Origin of the sequence: Acidovorax sp. 210-6, from assembly GCF_010020825.1 — a bacterium.
In the GTDB taxonomy this organism is placed as follows: domain Bacteria; phylum Pseudomonadota; class Gammaproteobacteria; order Burkholderiales; family Burkholderiaceae_C; genus Simplicispira; species Simplicispira sedimenti.
Genome location: NZ_JAACJE010000001.1, coordinates 1916231 through 1936712, shown reverse-complemented (window position 1 = coordinate 1936712; position 20482 = coordinate 1916231). Strand labels below are relative to the sequence as shown.

At 63.9% G+C, this 20482-nt stretch carries 21 protein-coding genes; 13 read left to right on the top strand and 8 right to left on the bottom strand.

Annotated features, from left to right (window positions below):
* Nucleotides 1-88 precede the first annotated feature (88 nt).
* The 3 genes from GWK50_RS08945 to GWK50_RS08935 all read right to left on the bottom strand — a co-directional run bounded on the left by GWK50_RS08945 (nt 89) and on the right by GWK50_RS08935 (nt 4282).
* Entirely contained in the window at nt 89-1324 is a 1236-nt protein-coding gene (locus GWK50_RS08945; protein ID WP_162016179.1) for a branched-chain amino acid ABC transporter substrate-binding protein, read from the bottom strand.
* Nucleotides 1325-1456: 132 nt separating this feature from the next.
* Entirely contained in the window at nt 1457-3094 is a 1638-nt protein-coding gene (locus GWK50_RS08940; protein WP_162016178.1) for a 3-(methylthio)propionyl-CoA ligase, read from the bottom strand.
* 42 nt (nt 3095-3136) lie between these two features.
* On the bottom strand, nt 3137-4282 hold the full coding sequence (locus GWK50_RS08935) for an ABC transporter substrate-binding protein (protein WP_162016177.1): 1146 nt from the start codon (nt 4280-4282) through the stop codon (nt 3137-3139).
* Between the two features lie 150 nt (nt 4283-4432).
* Between GWK50_RS08935 and GWK50_RS08930 the strand changes: the two genes are divergently transcribed.
* On the top strand, nt 4433-5119 hold the full coding sequence (locus tag GWK50_RS08930; protein WP_162016176.1) for a Crp/Fnr family transcriptional regulator: 687 nt from the start codon (nt 4433-4435) through the stop codon (nt 5117-5119).
* 21 nt (nt 5120-5140) lie between these two features.
* Here the strand turns inward: GWK50_RS08930 and GWK50_RS08925 are convergent, their stop codons facing one another.
* The gene (locus tag GWK50_RS08925; RefSeq protein ID WP_162018065.1) at nt 5141-6814 is read right to left on the bottom strand and encodes a carboxylesterase family protein; all 1674 of its coding nucleotides are present in this window, start codon (nt 6812-6814) and stop codon (nt 5141-5143) included.
* 220 nt (nt 6815-7034) lie between these two features.
* On the opposite strand from GWK50_RS08925, the gene GWK50_RS08920 reads away from it, so the two are divergent.
* From GWK50_RS08920 to GWK50_RS08895, 6 genes are read left to right on the top strand one after another with little or no spacing between them, the layout of a single operon-like run.
* Nucleotides 7035-8078, top strand: a complete 1044-nt coding sequence (locus tag GWK50_RS08920; protein WP_162016175.1) for an AraC family transcriptional regulator — start codon at nt 7035-7037, stop codon at nt 8076-8078.
* Between the two features lie 44 nt (nt 8079-8122).
* A complete protein-coding gene (locus GWK50_RS08915; protein WP_162016174.1) occupies nt 8123-9625 on the top strand; it encodes a protein adenylyltransferase SelO in 1503 nt (500 codons plus the stop codon).
* Nucleotides 9622-10035: a peptide-methionine (R)-S-oxide reductase MsrB gene (gene msrB, locus GWK50_RS08910; protein WP_162016173.1), complete on the top strand. Its 414-nt coding sequence runs from the start codon at nt 9622-9624 to the stop codon at nt 10033-10035. Before GWK50_RS08915 ends, msrB begins: the two co-directional genes overlap by 4 nt.
* 21 nt (nt 10036-10056) lie before the next feature.
* Nucleotides 10057-10611 (top strand): septation protein A, encoded by a 555-nt coding sequence (locus GWK50_RS08905; protein ID WP_162016172.1) that lies wholly within the window; start codon nt 10057-10059, stop codon nt 10609-10611.
* Entirely contained in the window at nt 10608-10877 is a 270-nt protein-coding gene (locus tag GWK50_RS08900; protein WP_162016171.1) for a BolA family protein, read from the top strand. Before GWK50_RS08905 ends, GWK50_RS08900 begins: the two co-directional genes overlap by 4 nt.
* Nucleotides 10878-10924: 47 nt before the next feature.
* Nucleotides 10925-11710 (top strand): peptidylprolyl isomerase, encoded by a 786-nt coding sequence (locus GWK50_RS08895; protein ID WP_162016170.1) that lies wholly within the window; start codon nt 10925-10927, stop codon nt 11708-11710.
* A gap of 59 nt (nt 11711-11769) precedes the next feature.
* On the opposite strand, the gene GWK50_RS08890 is transcribed toward GWK50_RS08895, so the two are convergent.
* Nucleotides 11770-12549, bottom strand: coding sequence for a heparan-alpha-glucosaminide N-acetyltransferase (locus GWK50_RS08890; RefSeq protein WP_162018064.1), 780 nt, complete (start codon nt 12547-12549; stop codon nt 11770-11772).
* 279 nt (nt 12550-12828) lie between these two features.
* Complete coding sequence (gene icd, locus GWK50_RS08885) at nt 12829-14088, bottom strand: NADP-dependent isocitrate dehydrogenase (protein ID WP_162016169.1); 1260 nt, start codon at nt 14086-14088, stop codon at nt 12829-12831.
* 285 nt (nt 14089-14373) lie between these two features.
* Here icd and GWK50_RS08880 point away from each other — a divergent pair, with 285 nt between their 5' ends.
* Nucleotides 14374-14844: a DUF192 domain-containing protein gene (locus tag GWK50_RS08880; protein WP_162016168.1), complete on the top strand. Its 471-nt coding sequence runs from the start codon at nt 14374-14376 to the stop codon at nt 14842-14844.
* 116 nt (nt 14845-14960) lie between these two features.
* Here the strand turns inward: GWK50_RS08880 and GWK50_RS08875 are convergent, their stop codons facing one another.
* Together GWK50_RS08875 and xseA are read right to left on the bottom strand one after the other, a co-directional pair.
* Entirely contained in the window at nt 14961-15542 is a 582-nt protein-coding gene (locus GWK50_RS08875; RefSeq protein ID WP_162016167.1) for a Fe-Mn family superoxide dismutase, read from the bottom strand.
* Nucleotides 15543-15674: 132 nt separating this feature from the next.
* Nucleotides 15675-16973, bottom strand: a complete 1299-nt coding sequence (gene xseA, locus GWK50_RS08870; RefSeq protein WP_162016166.1) for an exodeoxyribonuclease VII large subunit — start codon at nt 16971-16973, stop codon at nt 15675-15677.
* Between the two features lie 355 nt (nt 16974-17328).
* Here xseA and GWK50_RS08865 point away from each other — a divergent pair, with 355 nt between their 5' ends.
* The 5 genes from GWK50_RS08865 to kdsB are packed head-to-tail and all read left to right on the top strand — an operon-like array spanning nt 17329 to nt 20460.
* On the top strand, nt 17329-17961 hold the full coding sequence (locus tag GWK50_RS08865) for a MotA/TolQ/ExbB proton channel family protein (RefSeq protein ID WP_162016165.1): 633 nt from the start codon (nt 17329-17331) through the stop codon (nt 17959-17961).
* Nucleotides 17962-17983: 22 nt separating this feature from the next.
* A complete protein-coding gene (locus GWK50_RS08860; protein ID WP_162016164.1) occupies nt 17984-18415 on the top strand; it encodes a biopolymer transporter ExbD in 432 nt (143 codons plus the stop codon).
* Between the two features lie 36 nt (nt 18416-18451).
* A complete protein-coding gene (gene lpxK, locus GWK50_RS08855) occupies nt 18452-19468 on the top strand; it encodes a tetraacyldisaccharide 4'-kinase (RefSeq protein ID WP_162016163.1) in 1017 nt (338 codons plus the stop codon).
* 27 nt (nt 19469-19495) lie between these two features.
* A complete protein-coding gene (locus tag GWK50_RS08850; protein ID WP_162016162.1) occupies nt 19496-19678 on the top strand; it encodes a Trm112 family protein in 183 nt (60 codons plus the stop codon).
* Nucleotides 19675-20460, top strand: a complete 786-nt coding sequence (kdsB, locus tag GWK50_RS08845) for a 3-deoxy-manno-octulosonate cytidylyltransferase (RefSeq protein ID WP_162016161.1) — start codon at nt 19675-19677, stop codon at nt 20458-20460. Before GWK50_RS08850 ends, kdsB begins: the two co-directional genes overlap by 4 nt.
* Nucleotides 20461-20482: the final 22 nt, after the last annotated feature.

Below are 20482 nucleotides of genomic sequence, written 5' to 3'. Positions count from 1 at the left end.
CGAGGGGCGTCGGGCCTCTTGCCAAGGCAACGCTGAACAAGCTCCACGCAGATGGCGTGGACGCGACCAGCGCCGCCCCAGGGCGCGATCAGGAAGGACGCTTCATCTGGCACGAAGTGGGCGTGCTGGCCACATAGGGCTCGTAGTACTTGACCGGGACAAAGGTGTAGCCCGTGCTTTCGGAATCGAGCGGGTTCTTGCCGCCGGCCTTTTCCCACTTGGAGATGAACAGGCCCTGCTGGAGCTGGTGGTCGGTCTTGCGCATCTCGACTTCACCGTTGAAGCTCTTGAACTTCATGCCTTCCAACACCGCGGCCACCTTGACCGGATCGGTGGTCTTGGCCTTGACAAAGGCTTCCGACAGCATGGAGTAGGCGTGGTACACGGCGCCGGTGTACATGTCGTCGTTGAACTTCTTCTTGTAGTCCACCACGATCTGGTTCAGCGGGCCGGGCAGGTTCATGTGGGCGTAGGCCACCATGTACACACGGCCTGCGGCTGCAGAACCCATGGCCGTGGGCGTGCCTGTGACCGAGCCGTAGTAGGTGAAGAAGTTGACGTTGTTCAGACCCGCATCGTTGGCGGCCTTGACCAGCAGCGCCAGGTCGGAACCCCAGTTGCCGGTGATCACCGTATCGGCGCCCGAGGCCTTGATCTTGGCGATGTAGGGCGCAAAGTCACGCACCTGCGCCAGGGGGTGCAGGTCGTCGCCCACCACCTGCACATCAGGACGCTTGCGCTTGAGCATTTCCTTGGCGAACTTGGACACCTGGTGACCGTGCGCATAGTTCTGGTTGATCAGATAGACCTTCTTGACCTCAGGAATGTCCTTCATGTAGGTCGTCAGGGCTTCCATCTTCATGGAGGTGTCGGCATCCAGGCGGAAGTGCCAGTAGCTGCACTTGCTGTTGGTCAGGTCAGGGTCCACGGCGGCGTAGTTGAGGTACAGCACCTCCTTGCCGGGGTTGCGGGCGTTGTGCTTTTCCAGCGCGTCGATGATGGCCAGGGCCGGGCCGGAGCCGTTGCCCTGCACCACGTAGCGCACGCCCTGGTCGATGGCCGAGCGCAGGGCGCTGCTGGTCTCCTGCGGGCTGAGCTTGTTGTCGATACCGATGATCTCGAACTTCACGCCCGCAGCGTTCTTCTTGTTGAACTCTTCGGCGAGAAACTGAAAACTCTTGAGCTGGTTGGTGCCGACCGCAGCCATCAGGCCCGACAGCGGGTCCATCCAGGCGATCTTGACGGTTTCGCCCTTTTGAGCAAATGCAGCGCCAGCGCTTACCAGCATTACGGAAGCAGCTACGGTTTTAATAGCAAATTTCATGTTTTCAGTCTCCGGTTGAATCGATGGATGCAGCGTACAGTGTTGCGCTGCGGCATTGCTCAGGGATTGCCCCTAGCCCCTATCGCACATGTGACTGGCACGGCCGCCCCCCGTGGCCGCGCCAGTCCTGAATCACAGGCCGGGGAGCCTGTAATCCTTGAGCTGCTCGCGCAGCCGGGTCTTGAGCATCTTGCCGGTGGCGCCCAGCGGAATGGCATCGACAAACACCACGTCGTCCGGGATCTGCCACTTGGCGGTCTTGCCTTCGTAGAACTTCAGCAGCTCCTCGCGCGTGACTTCAGCGCCAGGCTTCTTCACCACCACCACAATGGGGCGCTCGTCCCACTTGGGATGGGGCATGCCCACGCAGGCCGACATGGCAATGGCCGGGTGGGCCATGGCAATGTTCTCGATGTCGATGGAGCTGATCCACTCGCCGCCGGACTTGATCACGTCCTTGCTGCGGTCGGTGATCTGCATGAAGCCGTCGGCATCGATGGTGGCCACGTCCCCGGTGGGGAACCAGCCCCGGCCCTGGGCGTCCTTGACGAGCGGGCTCTCGCCCTTGTAGTAGGTGTCCAGAATCCAGGGGCCACGCACCAACAGGTCGCCGTAGGTCTTGCCATCCCAGGGCAGCTCGTTGCCGTCGCCGTCGATGATCTTCATGTCCACGCCAAAGATGGCGCGGCCCTGCTTCTGGCGCACCTTCATTTGCTCGTCCTTGGACAGGCCCAGCTGCTTGTTCTTGAGCGTGCACAGCGTGCCCAGCGGGCTCATCTCGGTCATGCCCCAGGCGTGCAGCACCTCCACACCGTACTCTTCCTGGAAGGCCGTGATCATGGCGGGTGGGCAGGCCGAGCCGCCAATGACGGTGCGCTTGAGCGACGAGAACTTCAGCCCTGCAGGCTTGATGTGACCCAGCAGCATCTGCCAGACAGTGGGCACGCCCGCAGCGTAGCTGACCTGTTCGGCCTCCATCAGCTCGTACACCGACTTGCCGTCCAGCGCCGGCCCAGGGAACACCAGCTTGCAGCCCGTGAGTGCTGCCGAGTAGGGAATGCCCCAGGCGTTGACGTGGAACATGGGCACCACCGGCAGCACGGCGTCGCGTGCGGAGAGGCACATCACATCGGGCAGCGCTGCCGCGTAGGCGTGCAGCACGGTAGAACGGTGGCTGTACAGCGCAGCCTTGGGGTTGCCCGTGGTGCCGCTGGTGTAGCACATGCTGGAAGCACTGTTTTCGTCGAACGACGGCCAGTCATAGCTGCTGGCATAGGCGCTGATCCAGCTCTCGTAGCTGACCAGGCCGGGAACGCCGCTGTCCTGCGGGAGCTTGTCGGCATCGCACAGCGCCACCCATTTCTTGACCGTGGGGCACTTGGCGTGCACCGCCTGCACCAGCGGCAGGAAGGTGAGGTCAAAGCACAGCACCTGGTCTTCGGCGTGGTTCACGATCCAGGCAATCTGCTCGGGGTGCAAGCGCGGGTTGATGGTATGCAGCACGCGACCCGAGCCGCTCACGCCGAAATACATCTCCATGTGGCGGTAGCCGTTCCAGGCCAGGCTGGCCACGCGGTCACTGAACTGCAGGCCCTGCGCATCCAGGGCATTGGCCAACTGGCGCGAGCGCGCCGCAAGCTCTTTGTAGGTGTAGCGGTGGATGTCACCCTCCACCCGGCGCGAGACGATCTGCCCGTCGCCATGGTGCCGCTCGGCAAACTCGATCAGCGACGAAATCAGCAACGGCTGGCTCTGCATCAAACCCAACATGTGTACTCCTTTGTATAGCAATCCAATAACCCACGCACCATCCTAACGGGTGAACCGCTCGCCCTTGCCGATGATGGTCAAATCCACAAACCTTGATCCCTGGCGCACGCCTTTGCCATAGTCCAGTTCGAAGCCGCCCAGGTCGTAGTGGCGCAGGGACTCCAGCGCCTGGAGGAATCGCGGCCTGGTCAGATCGCGGCCCGCGCGCTTGAGCCCCTCGACCACCAGGCGCGCATTCATGTAGGCCTCCAGCCCGATGAAGGACACATGCTGACCGAACCCTGCCGCCTGCAGTGCCGTGCGGTACTCGCGCGCCAGGGGCAGGCTCTGGCTCCACGGGAACGGCACCACCGAGGTGACCACCACCCCCACACCGTCATCCCCCAGCGCACGCAGGGTTGCCTGCGTACCCATGACCGAGAGCGTATAGAACCGCGCCCCCCGGCTGTGCTTGCGGTAGGCCTTGATGAAGCTGACCGTGGGCGCTCCGGCAGTGATCAGGATGATGGCCGTGGGATCGGCAGCCACCAGCGCGGCAACGGCCTGGGCCACATCGGATGAATCGGCCTGGACGGGCGCGTCGGCATGGAGCTTCTGCCCGCGCTTGTCCATGGCCTTGCGCACGCCCGCCAGGCCATCCTTGCCAAACGCGTTGTTCACCCACAGCACGGCAATGCGCGACACACCGATGGTGGTCAGGTGCTGCACAAGCTTGTCCACCTCGTCCCCGTAGCTGGCGCGCAGGTTGAACACATGGTCCAGGCCGGGGGCGCGCACCAGGTCGGCGCCCGTGAATGGCGTGATCAAAGGCACCGCAGGGCTTTCCTGGGCCAGCAGGGGCAAGGCCGCAGCCACGTTGGCCGTGCCGGTGAGGTTGAACAAGGCAAACACCCCGTCCTGGCCCAGCATTTTGCGCAGGTTGTTGACCGTGTTTTCGGGCTTGTAGCCGTCGTCCTCGGTCAGCATGCGAATGCGCCGCCCGTGGATGCCACCCTGGGCATTGACCGCATCGAAGCAGGCCTTGCTGGCGTTGACAATGTCGGGCGCCATCTCGGCCAGCGGCCCCGACAGATCCAGAGACTGGCCCAGCAAGATCTCGCCGTCCGTCACCCCCACAGCAGCATGCGCTGCGCCCCAGGGCGCCACAGCGGCCACACCCAGCGCCCCCAGAAACTCTCGTTTGTTCACATCGGTCTCCCTGAGTCACACCCAGGCCTTGCTAGGCCCAACGGGGCGCAGTGTCGCGCCCGCTCCCTGCGCTGCCAACACCTGTCGCCACGCAGACAACTGCCCAGGGTTTTCCCGATCGCCCCCCCGCAAAACTGCGAGAATGGCTGCATGTTCTGCGTTGCCCACCCTGCCGAGCGCTTCATTTGCAGCCAGCCCTGGTATGCCAGCCTGCCCGCAACGCTGCAGGAAGCGGTGCGCAGTGGCGTGTACCAAACAGAAGGCGCCAAAGGCGAGGTCATGCTGCCGGTCGGCTCGCAGGTCGAGGGCTGGCACGCTGTGCTCCAGGGGCTGGTGACGCTGCGCAGCCCCGCATGCAAGGCACGCACTTCGGCCTTCATCGGTATTCCGGACGGCGAATGGTTTGGCGAGGGCTCTGCGCTCAAGGCCGAAGCACGCAAGTACGAGGTGGTGGCACTGCGCCCCACGTCCTTGCTGTGCCTGCCCCTGCCGCTGTTCCACACGCTGCGCGACACCAGCCTGGCGTTCAACCAGTTCCTGGTGCAGCACATGAACCTGCGCCTGGGCCAGGCCATGGCCATCATCGAGGCCGGCCGCATACGCTCGCCCGAACACCGTGTGGCGCTGTACCTCAGTCGCCTGTTCTGGCGCAGCACGCGCAGGCTGAATCTCACCCAAGAGGAGCTGGGACAGCTGGCCGGGCTCTCACGCCAGACCGTCAACCGCGTGCTGCAGGCTCTGGAGGCCGCAGGCATCGTGACGCTGGATTTCGGCCGTGTGGCCATCGTGGACGATGAGGCGCTGAACGCCCACCTGGCCGCCACTGCATTGGTCTGACTGCGGGCCACGGCCATTGCCTTACTCCTGTCGCAGGTGCACGGCCTGTGCATCGGCGTCGAACACCAGCTTGCGCGGCCACGGCTGCCAATCGATGGCCACGGTGGCGTTGTTGGGCTGTCCGGTGCGCATGAACGCAGCCACGCTGTCCACCATGGCCTGGGAGAGCGCCATGCGCCCCGCCCTGTTGGCGCTGCTGTTGCTGGCGCGGGAGAAAACCGAGGGACCGAAGTTGCCAAACAAAAAAGGCAGATCAAAGGCATGGGCCGCGCCGTACACCTCATTCCAGGGCGCCGGCTGCTGGGCCCAGTCAAAGCGGTAGTTCCACACCTCCTTCTGCTGGCCGCGCAGCGTGTCCAGCAGGTTGTCGCGGCTGACGTCGAAGAAGCGGCTGGCCAGCAGCCGGGTGCGAGCGTTGTAACCCGTGCCCGGCGCAGACACCGGCAGGTAAGAAGCATCGAGGATGTCGCCCGCGGTGAGCGTCGGCGGCGCATCGGGATCGAAGCGCTGCATCATGGCAAAGCGCTCGGCGTCACCGATCTTCATGCCCGGTTTACCGCCCAGCAGTGCCAGGAAAGGCGCGAACAGCTTGCCCTCTTCGGCGGTATAGCCCGTCAGCACCGGCACCTTGTGGTAGCGGCCGGCGGCGATGGCGGCCATGGGGTCAGCCGGTAGCAGCACGCCATCAGGGATGGGGCCCGAGCCGGTCAACCGGTTCGCCAGCACCGTCTGCAAAAGCACACGCCCGTCCTTGCCGCGCAGGTAGCGGGCTTTCTGCATGGGGGTCCAGCCCGCGACCAGGGCTTTGGCTTGCCCCAGGTCGCCTGCCAGAGCGTCGGCCAGCGCCAGATGGGCCAGCAATCCCGCCGCCTGGGCCGCGTATTTGGCAGACGGACTCAGCGTAGGGATGCTGCCGGGCGGCAGATTGGCCGGGAGTGAAATACCACCGCTCACGGCCACGAGCTTGTGGAACAGCCCCTGCGCTTCGGGCACCGTGAGCAGCGCCAGAGCGTTGATGGCGCCCGCGGACTGCCCCATCAGCGTCACATTGCGCGGATCACCACCAAAGTGGGCGATATTGTCCTGGATGAAGCGCAGCGCCTGGAGGTGGTCCAGCAGCGCATAGTTGCCAGTGGCAGGCTGGTGGCCAGCCTGCAGATCGGGCAGGTGCAGAAAACCAAGCACGTCCAGCCGGTAGTTCGCCGTGACGACCACGGCACCCGCGGCACGGGCCAGCGCCGCACCGTCGTACACCGGGTCAGCCGTGTACCCCGAGATGGCACTGCCCCCATGCAGGAACAGCAGCACCGGCAGTTGCCCCTGTTCGTTCGCCGGACGCCAGATGTTGAGCGTCAGACAGTCCTCGCTGCCCACGGGGGTGTTCAGCGTCTGGCCAATGGTTTCATCGAAACGGTTGTTCGCTCCCGGCCCATAGATACGCCCTATCTGCAGGCAGGCCTGACCAAAGCGGGTGGCATCGCGCTCACCTTGCCACGCCTCGGGCGCCACGGGTGGTTGCCAACGCAGATCACCGACGGGCGGTCGGGCAAAGGGAATCCCTTTCCATACATAGGTGCCGCTGGCAGCGCTGTCGTTCACCCCGCGCACCAGCCCATAGCGGGTTTCACGCAACTCAGGCGCGGCGGGCTGCCGACCAACGCCTGCGCACCCTGCGAGCAGCACCCCCACCAGCATGGCAGCCCGGATGAGCCAACTGCAAAGATAATCGGCCATGTTTGTCTCCTCGGGGGTTTTGTGGAATGCTCGGCCCCCCTGCCGAGGAACCGCATGCGCTGTGCATCCGGCCTCGCCGCCGATTGTGCGAACCCTGCCCCATTTGCCACTATCGCAACCGCGCCAAAACAGTGACTTCAGAGTGCCACCCCAGTGTTCTCCCTAACCCCGGAGACCGCGCATGACGCCGCGCACCAGCTCTGCGGCATGGGTGCGCGGCATCACCGACATGCTGACGGCCCAGGGGCTGCCTGCCGCCGATCTGTGCACGCAAGCCGGCATCGACCTGCAAGCCTTGCAGCAGCCGCACACCCGGGTGGATGTGGACCGGGTAAGTCACTTATGGGAACTGGCTGTTGCCCGCCACGGCAATCCCGCATTGGGCCTTGATCGAAACCTGACGGCCCGCTACGGCAATGTGGATCTGGTGGGCTATGCGCTCGCCTCTGGCCCCGATCTGCTGACCGGCTTTCGGCACCTGGAACGGCACATGGCCGTCATCTCGGATGCCACCACCTTCGCCCTGCAGAGCGATCCGCGCGGCTACTGGCTGGTGCTCAGCCACATAGGCGCCACCCGGCCCATACCGCGCCAACGCGTGGAATACGCGGTGCTCACCCTGCTCACGCTGTGCCACTGGCTCACGCGCCGGGAATTGACACCGCTGGCCGTCGAGCTCATCACCCCGCCCCCGGCAGACGACACGCCCCACCGCGCCGCCTTCGGCCTGCTGCCACGTTTTGGCCAGCCCGCCAACCGATTCCTGCTGGCCGATGTCGATTTGCGCTCACCCATCCCCACCCACAACCCCAGCCTGTGGGCCTTGCACGAGCGCCTGGTCGAAACCGAACTGGATCAGCTCGGCCAGACGCTCACCAGTACCCGGGTACGCACCGAGATTGCACGCATCCTGCACCTGGGTGAGCCGCGCCGTGAAGACGTGGCCGCGCGACTGCACCTGACCGATCGCACACTGCAGCGCCGCCTGCAAGCCGAATCGGTGTGCTACCAGCAACTGCTGGACGACACACGCTGCGAACTGGCACGCCAGTACCTCGCCAACGAACGCCACAGCCTGGCCGATATTGCCGATCTGCTCGGCTTTGCCGACACCAGCAACCTGTTCCGAGCCTGCAAGCGCTGGTTCGGCATGCCCCCAGGCCAGTACCGCAGCCAGTTGCTGACCACCCTCCAGGCCCCCATGGCGCCTGCCGTGAGCGGATAGCCCTGCCACACACATGCCTTGGGGCCCTGCGGGACAATGCCCCGATGACCCCGCACGCCACCACCGCGCAGACCTTCGTGGACACCGGCCTCACCTGGAACAACAGCTTCGCCGCACTGGGCCCGGCTTTTTTCACGCGCCAGCCACCCCGGCCCTTGCCCGCGCCCTACCCTGTCGCCCAGAGCCCCGGCACCGCCCTCCTGCTGGGGCTGGACAGCACATGGCTGCAGTCCGAAGACGCCCTGCAAGTCTTCAGCGGCAATGCCCTGCCCCAGGGAGGCGACCCATTGGCCAGCGTCTATAGCGGGCACCAGTTCGGCGTGTGGGCCGGGCAGCTGGGCGATGGCCGGGCGCTGCTGCTGGGCGAAGTGCAAACGCCGCAAGGACCGCAGGAAATCCAGCTCAAGGGCAGCGGGCTCACACCCTACTCGCGCATGGGCGACGGGCGTGCCGTGCTGCGCTCGAGCATCCGCGAATACCTGTGCAGCGAGGCCATGCATGCGCTGGGCATTCCCAGCACGCGGGCCTTGTACCTGTGCGGCTCCCCCGAACCCGTGCAACGCGAGGCGGTGGAGACGGCGGCAGTGGTGGCCCGCGTGGCGCCCAGTTTCATCCGCTTCGGGCATTTCGAGCATTTCGCGGCGCGCGGGCAGTTTGATGAACTGCGGCAACTGGCCGACTACGTGATCGAGCGCTTCTATCCAGAGTGCCAGGACGGCGCCGACTGCGGCGGCCCGGCAGGCAATCGCTACGCGGCGCTCCTGCAGGCGGTGAGCGAGCGCAGCGCCGCCCTGGTGGCGCAGTGGCAGGCCGTGGGCTTCTGCCACGGCGTGCTCAATACCGACAACATGAGCATCCTGGGCCTGACCATCGATTACGGGCCGTTCCAGTTTCTCGACCATTTCGACCCAGGCCACATCTGCAACCACAGCGACCACCAGGGGCGCTATGCCTTCGGTCAGCAGCCGGGCGTGGTGCTCTGGAACCTGTACCGCCTGGGCCAGGCGTTGCAGCCGCTGATTGGCGATCCGGCGATCGCCATGGGCGCCCTGGAATCCTATCGCACGCTGTATCCCCAGCACTTCATGGATCGCATGCGTGCCAAGCTGGGCATGCGCTGCGCACGAGAGAACGACAGCGCCCTCATCGACGGCATCCTGCACCTGCTGGCCGACAATGCGGTGGACTACCCCATCTTCTGGCGCCGTCTTTCGCATGCGGTGGCGAGCGGCGCCTTCGAACCGGTGCGCGACCTGTTCGCCGACCGGGCGGGCTTCGATCGCTGGTTGCTATCCTATTCGGAGCTTGATGCGCTTGATGGTAGAGCGCCAGAGCCAGATTTGATGCTCCAATCCAATCCCCATATGGTGTTGCGCAACCACCTGGGCGAGCAGGCGATCCGCGCCGCGCAGGAAGGGAATTTTTCCGAGATACAGACCCTCCAAGCCCTGCTGGAACGCCCCTTTGACGCACACCCCGGCTTCGAAGCGCATGCCGGATTCCCGCCGGACTGGGCCCGGCACATCGCCATCAGTTGCTCATCATGACCTACCCCATCCAGAAATCCGACGCCGAATGGCTGGCCCTGCTGCGTGACAAGGGCGCAGAGCCCGGCGCCTTCCAGGTCACCCGCCAAGCCGCCACCGAGCGACCCTTCACCGGCAAATACGAAGCGCACTGGCAGGATGGCAGCTACCATTGCATCTGCTGCGGCCAGACGCTGTTCAACGCCGCGACCAAGTTTGACGCCGGTTGCGGCTGGCCCAGCTTCAGCCAGGCCGTACCGGGTGCGATCCGCGAAATCACCGACCGCAGCCACGGCATGCTGCGCACCGAAACCGTTTGTGCACAATGCGGTGCGCACCTGGGCCATGTCTTTCCCGACGGCCCGGCCCCCACGGGCCTGCGCTACTGCATGAACTCGGCGTCGCTGGACTTCACCCCCGACGCTCCCTGACCCGGCTCACCAGGCCCCACCATGAAACTGCTGATCGACTTTTTCCCCATCATCCTGTTCTTCGTCGCCTTCAAGATCTGGGGCATCTATGTGGCCACGGGCGTGGCCATCGCCGCAACGGTGGCTCAGATTGCGTACCTGCGGCTGCGCCAAGGCAAGATCGAGCCCATGCAATGGCTGAGCCTGGGCGTCATCGTCGTCTTCGGTGGCGCCACGCTGTTGGCGCAGAACGAGACCTTCATCAAATGGAAGCCCACCGTGCTGTACTGGCTGATGGGTGGCGCGCTGCTCGTGGGTCAACTGGTGCTGCGCAAGAACCTGATCAAGAGCCTGATGGGCAGCCAGATGGAACTGCCCGAGGCGGCTTGGAACGCAATGAACTGGAGCTGGATAGGTTTCTTCGCTGCCATGGGTGCACTCAACCTCTGGGTGGCGTATGAGTTCGATACTGAAACCTGGGTCAACTTCAAATTGTTCGGCGGGCTTGGGCTGATGCTGGTATTCATCGTGGTTCAAGCCCTGTTCCTGGGGCGCTACATCAAGGAAACCGACAACGCAAAGGACCCCCTGGCATGAATACCCACGCCATCACCGCTCCCGACATGGAACTCGCATTGCGCGAGAAACTCCAGCCCACCACCGTGCAGGTGCTGGACGAAAGCTGGCAGCACGAGGGCCATCCCGGCGCCAACGGAACGGGTTTTGGCACCCATTTCCGTGTGCGTATCGCGTCACCTTTGTTTACCGGTTTGACCCGGGTACGCCAGCATCGCCTTGTGTATGATGCGCTGCAAGATTTCATTGACCGTGGCGCACACGCCATTGCCATCGAAATCGTCTAGACAGGCCCCATTTCTCGCCTGAAAACCTTTTCTTTTACGGAACTCGAATGAAGAAACAGCTCCTGTCCGGCCTCGTGGCCGCAGCCCTGACGGGCGCCGTGGCCCTGCCCGTGCATGCCCAGAACCTTGCTATCGTGAACGGAAAACCCGTTCCTTCCGAGCGCGTCGAACAGCTCAAGCAGCAGGTACAACGCTCCGGCCGTCCGCTCACCCCCGAGATGGAAGGTCAGATCAAGGAAGAAGTCATCGCCCGCGAAATCTTCATGCAGGAAGCGCAAAAGCGCGGCCTGGAAGCCTCGCCCGACTTCAAGGCACAGATGGAACTGGCCCGCCAGACCATCCTGATCCGTGAACTGTTCCTCGACCAGCAGAAGAAGGATCCGGTGACCGACGCCGAAATCAAGGCCGAGTACGACAAGTTCGTGGCCGCCAACAGCGGCAAGGAATACAAGGCCAGCCACATCCTGGTCGAGAAGGAAGAAGAAGCCAAGGCCATCCTCGCCTCGCTGAAGAAGGGCGGAAAGTTCGAGGACATCGCCAAGAAGCAATCCAAGGACCCTGGATCTGGCGCCCAAGGTGGCAGCCTAGATTGGGCCAACCCTGGCAGCTACGTGCCTGAGTTCACCGAAGCCATGGTCAAGCTCGAAAAGGGCAAGACCACCCAGGCCCCGATCAAGAGCCAATTCGGCTGGCACATCATTCGCCTGGACGACGTGCGTGAAGCGCAGTTGCCCAAGCTGGAAGAAGTCAAACCGCAGATTTCGCAGCAACTGCAGCAAATGAAGGTGACGAAGTTCCAGGACGAAATGCGCGCCAAGGCCAAAGTGGAATAATCCATTGCCTTGACACCAGCACAACGCGGCCCCCAGGGCCGCGTTGTGCTTTGGCGGCTTCAGCGGCCCAGCACCCAGCCCACAAACAGCAGGCTACCGATCATCACGGGTTGGTGCAGCATGTAATAACTCAGGCTCCAGCGCCCCAGCAGCGCAAGCCTGCTCAGCACAACACCCAAAGGCTGCTGCAAAGCGCTGCGGCGATGCCGCAACAGCCACTGGCCGCTGGCCAGTCCCCACCACATCACCCCCAGCCAGGGAAATACCGGTACATAGTCCTCGGTATAGGGCTTGCGTGCTACCAACCCCAGCCAGTTCAGCCCCTTTCCATTGAACCAGGGTGCCCAGCTTGCCAAGGGTTCGGACAGCGCCCACCGCGCGACCCAAGGCAACACCAGCGCCACCGCCCCCGTCAACCACAACCATCGCCCCCAGGGCGCTGTGAGACGTGCGAGCAGCAACATCACCGCCATGCCATGCAGCACACCAAAGTGGATGTAGCTGCGTGGAAACATGAGCCACGAGCCCACAGACACCAACAACGCACACCCGGCAATCTGGCCCCAGCGCCTGCCAAAACGGCCCCAACCCTGCCCTTGGTGCCATGCAAGGGCTTGTCCCAGACCTGCACAAAAAAGAAACAGACTCACTATCGCGGTCCGCTGCACCGTCCAGAACGCGTCATGACGGAAATCCTGAGGCCAATAACCAAAATGGCTCAGATCGAAACAAAAATGGAACACAGTCATCCAGACCATGGCAAACCCACGCAGGGCATCCACCGTGTCGTACCTCGCATCCGTGCGGGCCAAGTTCGATGTGTGGGAAAGTTTGGAGATCACGTCCGTCAAAGAGTGGGGAGTATTGGCTAGGGCCTGTTCACACTATTTTTGCCATCTGGTAAAAATAGTGTGAACAGGCCCTAGCGACTTTACTGCTGAAACGACAACCGACGGTGCCAGCGCATCGGGCCATGGAAGGTGCCGTTGCTCAAATCATGGCTCAAATCGGCCCGGATGGTAGTGGACACACATGGGGACGCACAAAGACAAAAAACCCCAGTGATTTCAAGGCACTGGGGTTTTGGTTTGGACGCATGCGGATGCATGCGGACTACTTCACATGTTGTCGATCATGACCTGACCGAAACCCGAGCAGCTCACCTGCGTGGCACCGTCCATCAGGCGGGCGAAGTCGTAGGTGACTTTCTTGGACTTGATGGATTTTTCCATGGAGCTGATGATGAGGTCGGCGGCTTCCTTCCAGCCCATGTGGCGCAGCATCATTTCGGCGGAGAGGATTTCGGAACCGGGGTTCACATAGTCCTTGCCAGCGTACTTGGGGGCCGTGCCGTGGGTGGCTTCGAACATGGCGACGGAGTCGCTCAGGTTGGCGCCAGGGGCGATGCCGATGCCGCCCACCTGGGCTGCCAGGGCGTCGGAGATGTAGTCGCCGTTGAGGTTCAGCGTGGCGATCACGGAGTACTCTGCGGGACGCAGCAGGATCTGCTGCAGGAAGGCGTCGGCAATGCTGTCCTTGATGACAATGTCTTTGCCCGTCTTGGGGTTCTTGAACTTGCACCATGGGCCGCCGTCGATCAGCTCGGCGCCGAATTCCTTCTGCGCCAGGGCGTAGGCCCAGTCGCGGAAGCCGCCTTCGGTGTACTTCATGATGTTGCCCTTGTGCACGATGGTCACGCTGGGCTTGTCGTTGTCGATGGCGTACTGGATGGCCTTGCGCACCAGGCGCTCGGTGCCCTCACGCGAGACAGGCTTGACGCCGATACCAGAGGTTTCGGGGAAGCGGATCTTCTTGACGCCGAATTCTTCCTGCAGGATCTTGATGAGCTTCTTGGCCTTGTCGGACTCGGCCTCGAATTCGATGCCGGCATAGATGTCTTCGGAGTTCTCGCGGAAGATCACCATGTCGGTCTTGTGGGGTTCCTTGACGGGCGAGGGCACGCCGTCGAAGTACTGCACGGGGCGCAGGCAGACGTACAGATCCAGTTCCTGGCGCAAGGCCACGTTCAGCGAACGGATGCCGCCACCCACGGGCGTGGTCAGCGGGCCCTTGATGGAAACCACGTAGTCCTTGAGCACCTGCAGCGTTTCTTCGGGCAGCCACACATCAGGGCCATAGACCTTGGTGGACTTCTCGCCCGCATAGACCTCCATCCAGTGGATCTTGCGCTTGCCACCATAGGCCTTGGCCACGGCGGCATCGACCACCTTGAGCATCACGGGCGTGATGTCGAAGCCCGTGCCGTCTCCTTCGATGTAGGGAACGATGGGCTGGTCCGGCACGTTCAGGGACATGTCGGCGTTGACGGTGATTTTCTGGCCTTCGGCGGGCACCTTGATGTGCTGGTAGCTGGTCATGGACGGGAGGTCTCCGGTGGAATGCTGAAGGGTATTCAGCGGGTTGGGCAAAGCAGAGTATTGCGCGAAGATTCTAACGAGAAAAGCCCGACTCAAGCCTTACGGCACCACAAGGCGCACGGCGTTTTCGCATGTTGCAATCAGCGACGGTTCGGCCTGCTCGGCTGCCTGACCGCGCTCGCTTGCCGCACAATCGCCCCCTGGGTGGCATGCCGCAGAGCGCGCGTGCCGGTGGTGCCAGGGCGAACCCGTCCCCCCCCTGGCGCGTTTTGTCTGCACTCAACCATGGCACTGAAACCTTTGTTCTCTCTTGTGTCCGGCGCACTGGGCACCGCTCTGCTGGCACTTGCCACGGGCGTTCTTGCGCAGGAAGGCCCCCAGCGCGACTTGCCCCGCGTGGAGCTGACCGCAGGCATGCACCGCATCGACGCCCAGGTGGCGCAAACCGACCGGCAACGCGCCATCGGCCTGATGCACCGCCAGGACATGCCGACGCACGAGGGCATGCTGTTTGTGTTCGAGCAGCCAGCGCAGCAGTGCTTCTGGATGAAGAACACCCTGCTTCCCCTGACCGCGGCTTTTGTGGCTGATGACGGCACCGTGGTGAACCTGGCCGACATGAAGCCGCAGACACTGGATTCGCACTGCTCAGCAAAACCAGTGCGCTATGTGCTGGAGATGAACCAGGGGTGGTTCAAGCAGCGGGGCATCCAGGCGGGGTTCAAGCTGCAGGGCGGGCCGTTTCGCAAACCCTGAAATGCTATATATTCGATAGCTATTGGCGCTTTATTGATAAGCGTCAAGTCAATAGTTGACCAAAAAAAAATGGCCCCATCGGGGCCATTTCTATGTTGGGCGGAACCCGCGTCCGTTCAGGCGAAATTGGCCTCGGCAAACTTCCAGTTCACCAGGTTGGACAGGAAGGTTTCGACGAACTTCTGGCGCAGGTTGCGGTAGTCGATGTAGTAGGCATGCTCCCACACGTCCACGGTCAGCAGGGCCTTGTCGGCGGTGGTCAGGGGCGTGCCAGCGGCACCGGTATTGACGATGTCCACGCTGCCGTCGGCCTTCTTCACCAGCCAGGTCCAGCCGGAGCCGAAGTTGCCCACAGCGCTCTTGACGAAGGCTTCCTTGAAAGCGGCGTAGCTGCCCCACTTGGCGTTGATCGCGGCTGCCAGGGCGCCCGTAGGTTCACCGCCACCGTTGGGGGTCATGCAGTTCCAGAAGAAGGTGTGATTCCAGATCTGCGCAGCGTTGTTATAGATGCCGCCGCTGGACTTCTTGACGATGTCTTCGAGGGACATCGATTCGAACTCGGTGCCCTTCTGCAGGTTGTTCAGGTTCACCACGTAGGCGTTGTGGTGCTTGCCGTGGTGGTATTCCAGCGTTTCCTTGCTGTAGTGCGGGGCCAGGGCGTCAATGGCGTAGGGCAGCGCGGGCAAAGTGTGTTCCATGGAGCGATCCTTTCTTCTGTGGTGGGGAATGCGGCACCGGCACCAGCCGGTGGCGTTCGGGTCAACAAGCCATTGTAGGAACAAGCCCTGATCTTTGCTGGCCTGGGGCTTTGTCCGCGTCGGCGGTGGGGATCACGACGATGGGTGCGGCGCCTGCACCCGCAGTTCCAGCCGTCCATCGGCAAGCTGGGCCTGCAATGTGTCGTCGGTGTGGGCTTGTTGAACGCTGGTCACCGTGTGGCCTTGCGCGTCGCAAAGGATGGCGTAGCCGCGCTCCAGCACACGCTGCGGGGCCAGCAAATCCAAGCGCAGCGCACAGCGCGCCAGGCGCTCTTCTTGCGCCGCAAGGTGTCGCTGCATGGCTTGCGGCAACCGGGCCTCCACCGCTTGCTGGGATTGGGTCAGACGCTGCATTTTGAATAGCACCGCGTGGCGCAGACGGCCATGCAGGACGGACAGTCGCTGCTGCTCGCGCGCCGCCAGACCCGAAGGGCGCCCCAGGCGCAGGGTCAGGTGATCCAGGCGCTGGCCGCGCAGATCGATCTGGCGCTGCACGCCGTCCTGGAGCCGCTCGCCCAGTAAATCGAGCGCCCCCAGCCACACCGCGCGCGGCTGGGCGACCAACTCGGCGGCAGCGGTGGGCGTGGGCGCGCGCAGGTCGGCGCAGAAGTCGGCGATGGTGAAATCCGTTTCGTGCCCCACCCCGCAGACCACGGGCACCGGGCTTTGCACGATGGTGCGCGCCAGTTGCTCGTCGTTGAAAGCCCAGAGGTCTTCGATGGAGCCACCGCCCCGCACCAGCAGGATGGCATCGATAGCCACATCGCCCGCCAACGCCAGGCGGTACAGGCGCGACAGCGCCGCACACAGGCTGGCCGGTGCCTGCGCACCCTGCACCTGGGCCGGCACCAGCACCACGGGCAGGTGCGGGGCACGACGGCGCAAGGCGGTCACCACATCGTGCAGTGCCGCCGCACCGGTGGACGTCACCAGCCCGATCCCCCTGGGCAGGGTCGGCAGCGCACGCTTGCGGGACGGGTCGAACAGGCCCTCGGCGTCCAGCCGGGCCTTGAGCCGCAGAAACTGCTCGAACAAGGCGCCCTGCCCTGCGCGGCGCAGTTGCTCGACGACGAGTTGCAGGTCACCGCGCGCCTCGTACACGCCCAGACGGCCCTGGACCTCGACGAGTTCGCCGTCACGCGGCACGAAATCCAGCGCCTCGGCAGCCCGACGGAACATCGCACAGCGGATCTGGCCCTGGCCATCCTTGAGGGCAAAGTAGCAATGCCCGCTGGCAGCGCGTGAAAAGCCTGTGATCTCGCCGCGCACGGCCACAGGGTTGAAGCGTGCCTGCAGCGTGTCCGCCACGGCGCGGCACAGCGCCCCAACCTCCCAGACACGCGGCGCCGTGAGTGGGTTTTCAATGCCCATGGCCTGCATCCATGCGCTTTTCCGGGCTTGTTGCGCCGCAGTATTCCACAGAGCGCAAAAGTGTCATGGTTGTAAGCATTTGCTCATTGCCATGTGCCTCAACACACAGAAATTCGTGCATCTTATTGATTTTATTGATTTTTTCGCTGCTCAAAAAACCAGCATTTTGTTCCAGCCACGGTGTGGCGCCGTTGTGCGGCCATCGACACCAGCCTTCTCCACAAAGTTATCCACAGAAACTGTGGGTGAGACGCACATACAAACGGATGCAATCACAGCCCCCCCTGTTGCACAGGGATGGCCACAAAGCTGGGCCATAATCGCTTTTTGCCCACCCCGTGCGGAGACAAGACAATTGCTGTCCATCATACAAGCCGCAGGCTGGCCCATCTGGCCCCTGATCGCCTGCTCGGTTCTGGCCCTTGCGCTGATTTTCGAGCGTTTCATCTCCCTCAAATCCAACCGCATCATCCCGCCCAAGTTGCTGGATGAAGCGATTTCCGTGTCCTCGCAATCCCTCCCCGGCCCCGACGTGGTGGGCAAGCTGGCACAGAATTCGGCGCTGGGCGAAGTGCTGGCCACAGGCCTGCGCACGCTCAACAGCAACCCCCGCACGTCCGAGGCCGATCTGCGCGCTGCCATGGAAGGCGCTGGCCGCGTGGTTGCGCACCGGCTTGAAAAGTACCTCAGTGCACTGGCAACCATCGCATCGGCGGCGCCGCTGCTGGGCCTGCTGGGCACCGTGGTGGGCATGATCGAGATCTTCGGCTCCCAGGGCGGTGCCACAGGCGGCATGGGCAGCGGCAATCCGGCGCAGCTGGCGCACGGCATATCGGTGGCGCTCTACAACACCGCATTTGGCCTGATGGTGGCCATTCCGGCACTGATTTTCTGGCGCTACTTCCGCAGCCGCGTGGATGCCTACCTGCTGACGCTGGAGCTGTCGTCCGAGCAGTTCGTGCGCCACCTGTTGCGCCACAAGAAGTGAACGTACCGGCAAAGGCTGCCCCATGAACTTCCGCCCCCGCGCCAAGGAAGAGCCGGAGATCAACCTGATCCCCTTCATCGACGTGCTGCTGGTGATCCTCATCTTTCTGATGCTGACCACCACCTACAGCAAGTTCACCGAGCTGCAGCTCACCCTGCCCGTGGCCGACGCCGAGCAACAACGCGACCACCCCAAGGAAGTGGTGGTGGCCGTGGCTGCCGATGGCCGCTATGCCATCAACAAGAGCGGCATCGACGGCAAGAGCGTGGATCACCTCGCCGCGGCACTGCGCGATGCCGCCAAGGCGGGCCAGGGTACGGTGGTCATCATCAGTGCAGACGCACTGGCGCCGCACCAATCGGTCATCTCGGTGATGGAGGCCGCGCGCCGCGTGGGCCTCACGCAAATCACCTTTGCCACCCAGTCCTCCGCCCGCGCGGGCGCAGGCAAGTAGGCGCCGTCCATCACTGCTGCCAGCCCGCAGCCTCACATGCACCAGGTCAGCGACGCCAGCCCCGCGCTGCAACGCGCGTGGCGGCAACGCGGCGCGCTGGCCTGCCTGCTCTGGCCCCTGTCACTGCTCATGGGGCTGCTTGTGCGCCTGCGCCGGGGCTTGTATGCGGCGCGCATTCTTCCATCGGGTCATCCGGGCGTTCCGGTCATTGTGGTGGGCAATGTGGTGGCGGGCGGCGCGGGCAAAACACCCGTGGTGATGGCTGTGGTGCGCCACCTGCAGGTCCGTGGCTGGCGGCCTGGGGTTGTATCGCGCGGCTACGGTCGCAGCAGCACCGACTGCCGCGCAGTGCTGCCCGACAGCCCCCCCAGCGCCGCGGGCGACGAGCCCCTGCTGATTGCCCGCCAATGCAAAGTACCGGTCTTCGTGGCGAGCCAGCGCCTGGAGGCCGCACAGGCACTGCGCCAAAGCCATCCCGACATCGACATCATCGTGTGCGACGATGGGCTGCAGCACCTGGCGCTGGCGCGCAACATCGAGGTCTGCGTGTTCAACAACGATGGCGTAGGCAACGGCTGGCTGCTGCCCGCAGGCCCGCTGCGCGAGCCTTGGCCTCGGCCTGTGGATCTGGTGGTGCACGCAGGCACCGCCCCGAAAGGCGGCAGCGCACCCTGCTTCGCCATGCAGCGCAGCCTGGCACCCACCGCAGTACGTGCCGATGGCAGCCAGGTGCCACTGCACCAATTGCAAGCTCAGCCACTGCTCGCACTGGCGGGCATTGCCCGGCCCAGAGACTTTTTTGCCCTGCTGCAGCAATCCGGCCTGGAACCCCAACGCACTCTGGCACTGCCGGATCACTATGATTATGATAGCTGGCAGCGCCCATCAGATAAGCCCTACACACTGATTTGCACTGAAAAAGATGCCGCCAAGCTCTGGCGCCTTCATCCGGACGCACTGGCAGTGCCACTGCGGTTGGAAATTGCTCCCGGCTTTTTCGAGGCCCTGGATGCGAAGTTGGCTGCGCTGGGCTCGCTATCATCGCGCTCCTGATTTCCCGTCTTTCCCCACTGCACCGCCATGGACACCAAACTGCTCGAACTGCTGGTCTGCCCCGTCACCAAAGGCCCCCTCACCTACGACCGGGAGCGCCAGGAACTCATCTCGCGCAGCGCCCGCCTGGCCTACCCGGTGCGCGACGGCATTCCCGTCCTGCTGGAAAACGAGGCCCGTCCGCTGACCGACGAAGAGCTGGAGCGATGAGCACCCGCGGCTTTGCCGTACTGATTCCGGCACGCATGGCGTCCAGCCGCCTGCCCGACAAGCCGCTGGCGGACATTGCAGGCCTGCCCATGGTGGTGCGCGTGGCCCAGCGCGCCGCAGCCAGTGGTGCCCAGCGCACCGTGGTGGCGGCAGACGATGCGCGCATCCTTGACGCTTGCCGCCAGCACGGGGTGGAGGCCATCCTCACCCGCACCGACCACGCCAGCGGCAGCGACCGCCTGGCCGAAGCCTGCACCCTGCTGGGCCTGGACGGCGACGATGTGGTCGTTAACGTGCAGGGGGACGAGCCGCTGATCGACCCGGCGCTCATCGGCGCCGTGGCCCAACTGCTGCGCACGCACCCGCACGCCAGCATGGGAACGGCCGCACATCCGCTGGCTGCAGTGGACGAACTGGCCAATCCGAACGTCGTCAAGGTGGTATGCGATGCCGGCGGCATGGCCCAGTACTTCAGCCGCGCGCCCATTCCGTTTGCACGGGACCACGCGGGCCAGCCCTGGTGGCGCAGCAGCGACGCCAAGCACCCGGCGCTGGCAGGCTTTGCGCCACTGCGCCATATCGGCATCTACAGCTACCGCGCAGGCTTTTTGCGCCGTTTTCCCGAACTGCCGCAGGCCCCCACCGAGGTGATCGAGGCGCTGGAACAACTGCGCGCACTGTGGCACGGCCACCGCATCGCAGTGCATGTATCGGCTACCGCACCCGGCCCCGGCGTGGACACGCCCGAAGACCTGGCCCGCGTGCGCGCCCTGTGCACCTGATCGGTGCAGGCCCTGGTTTGTA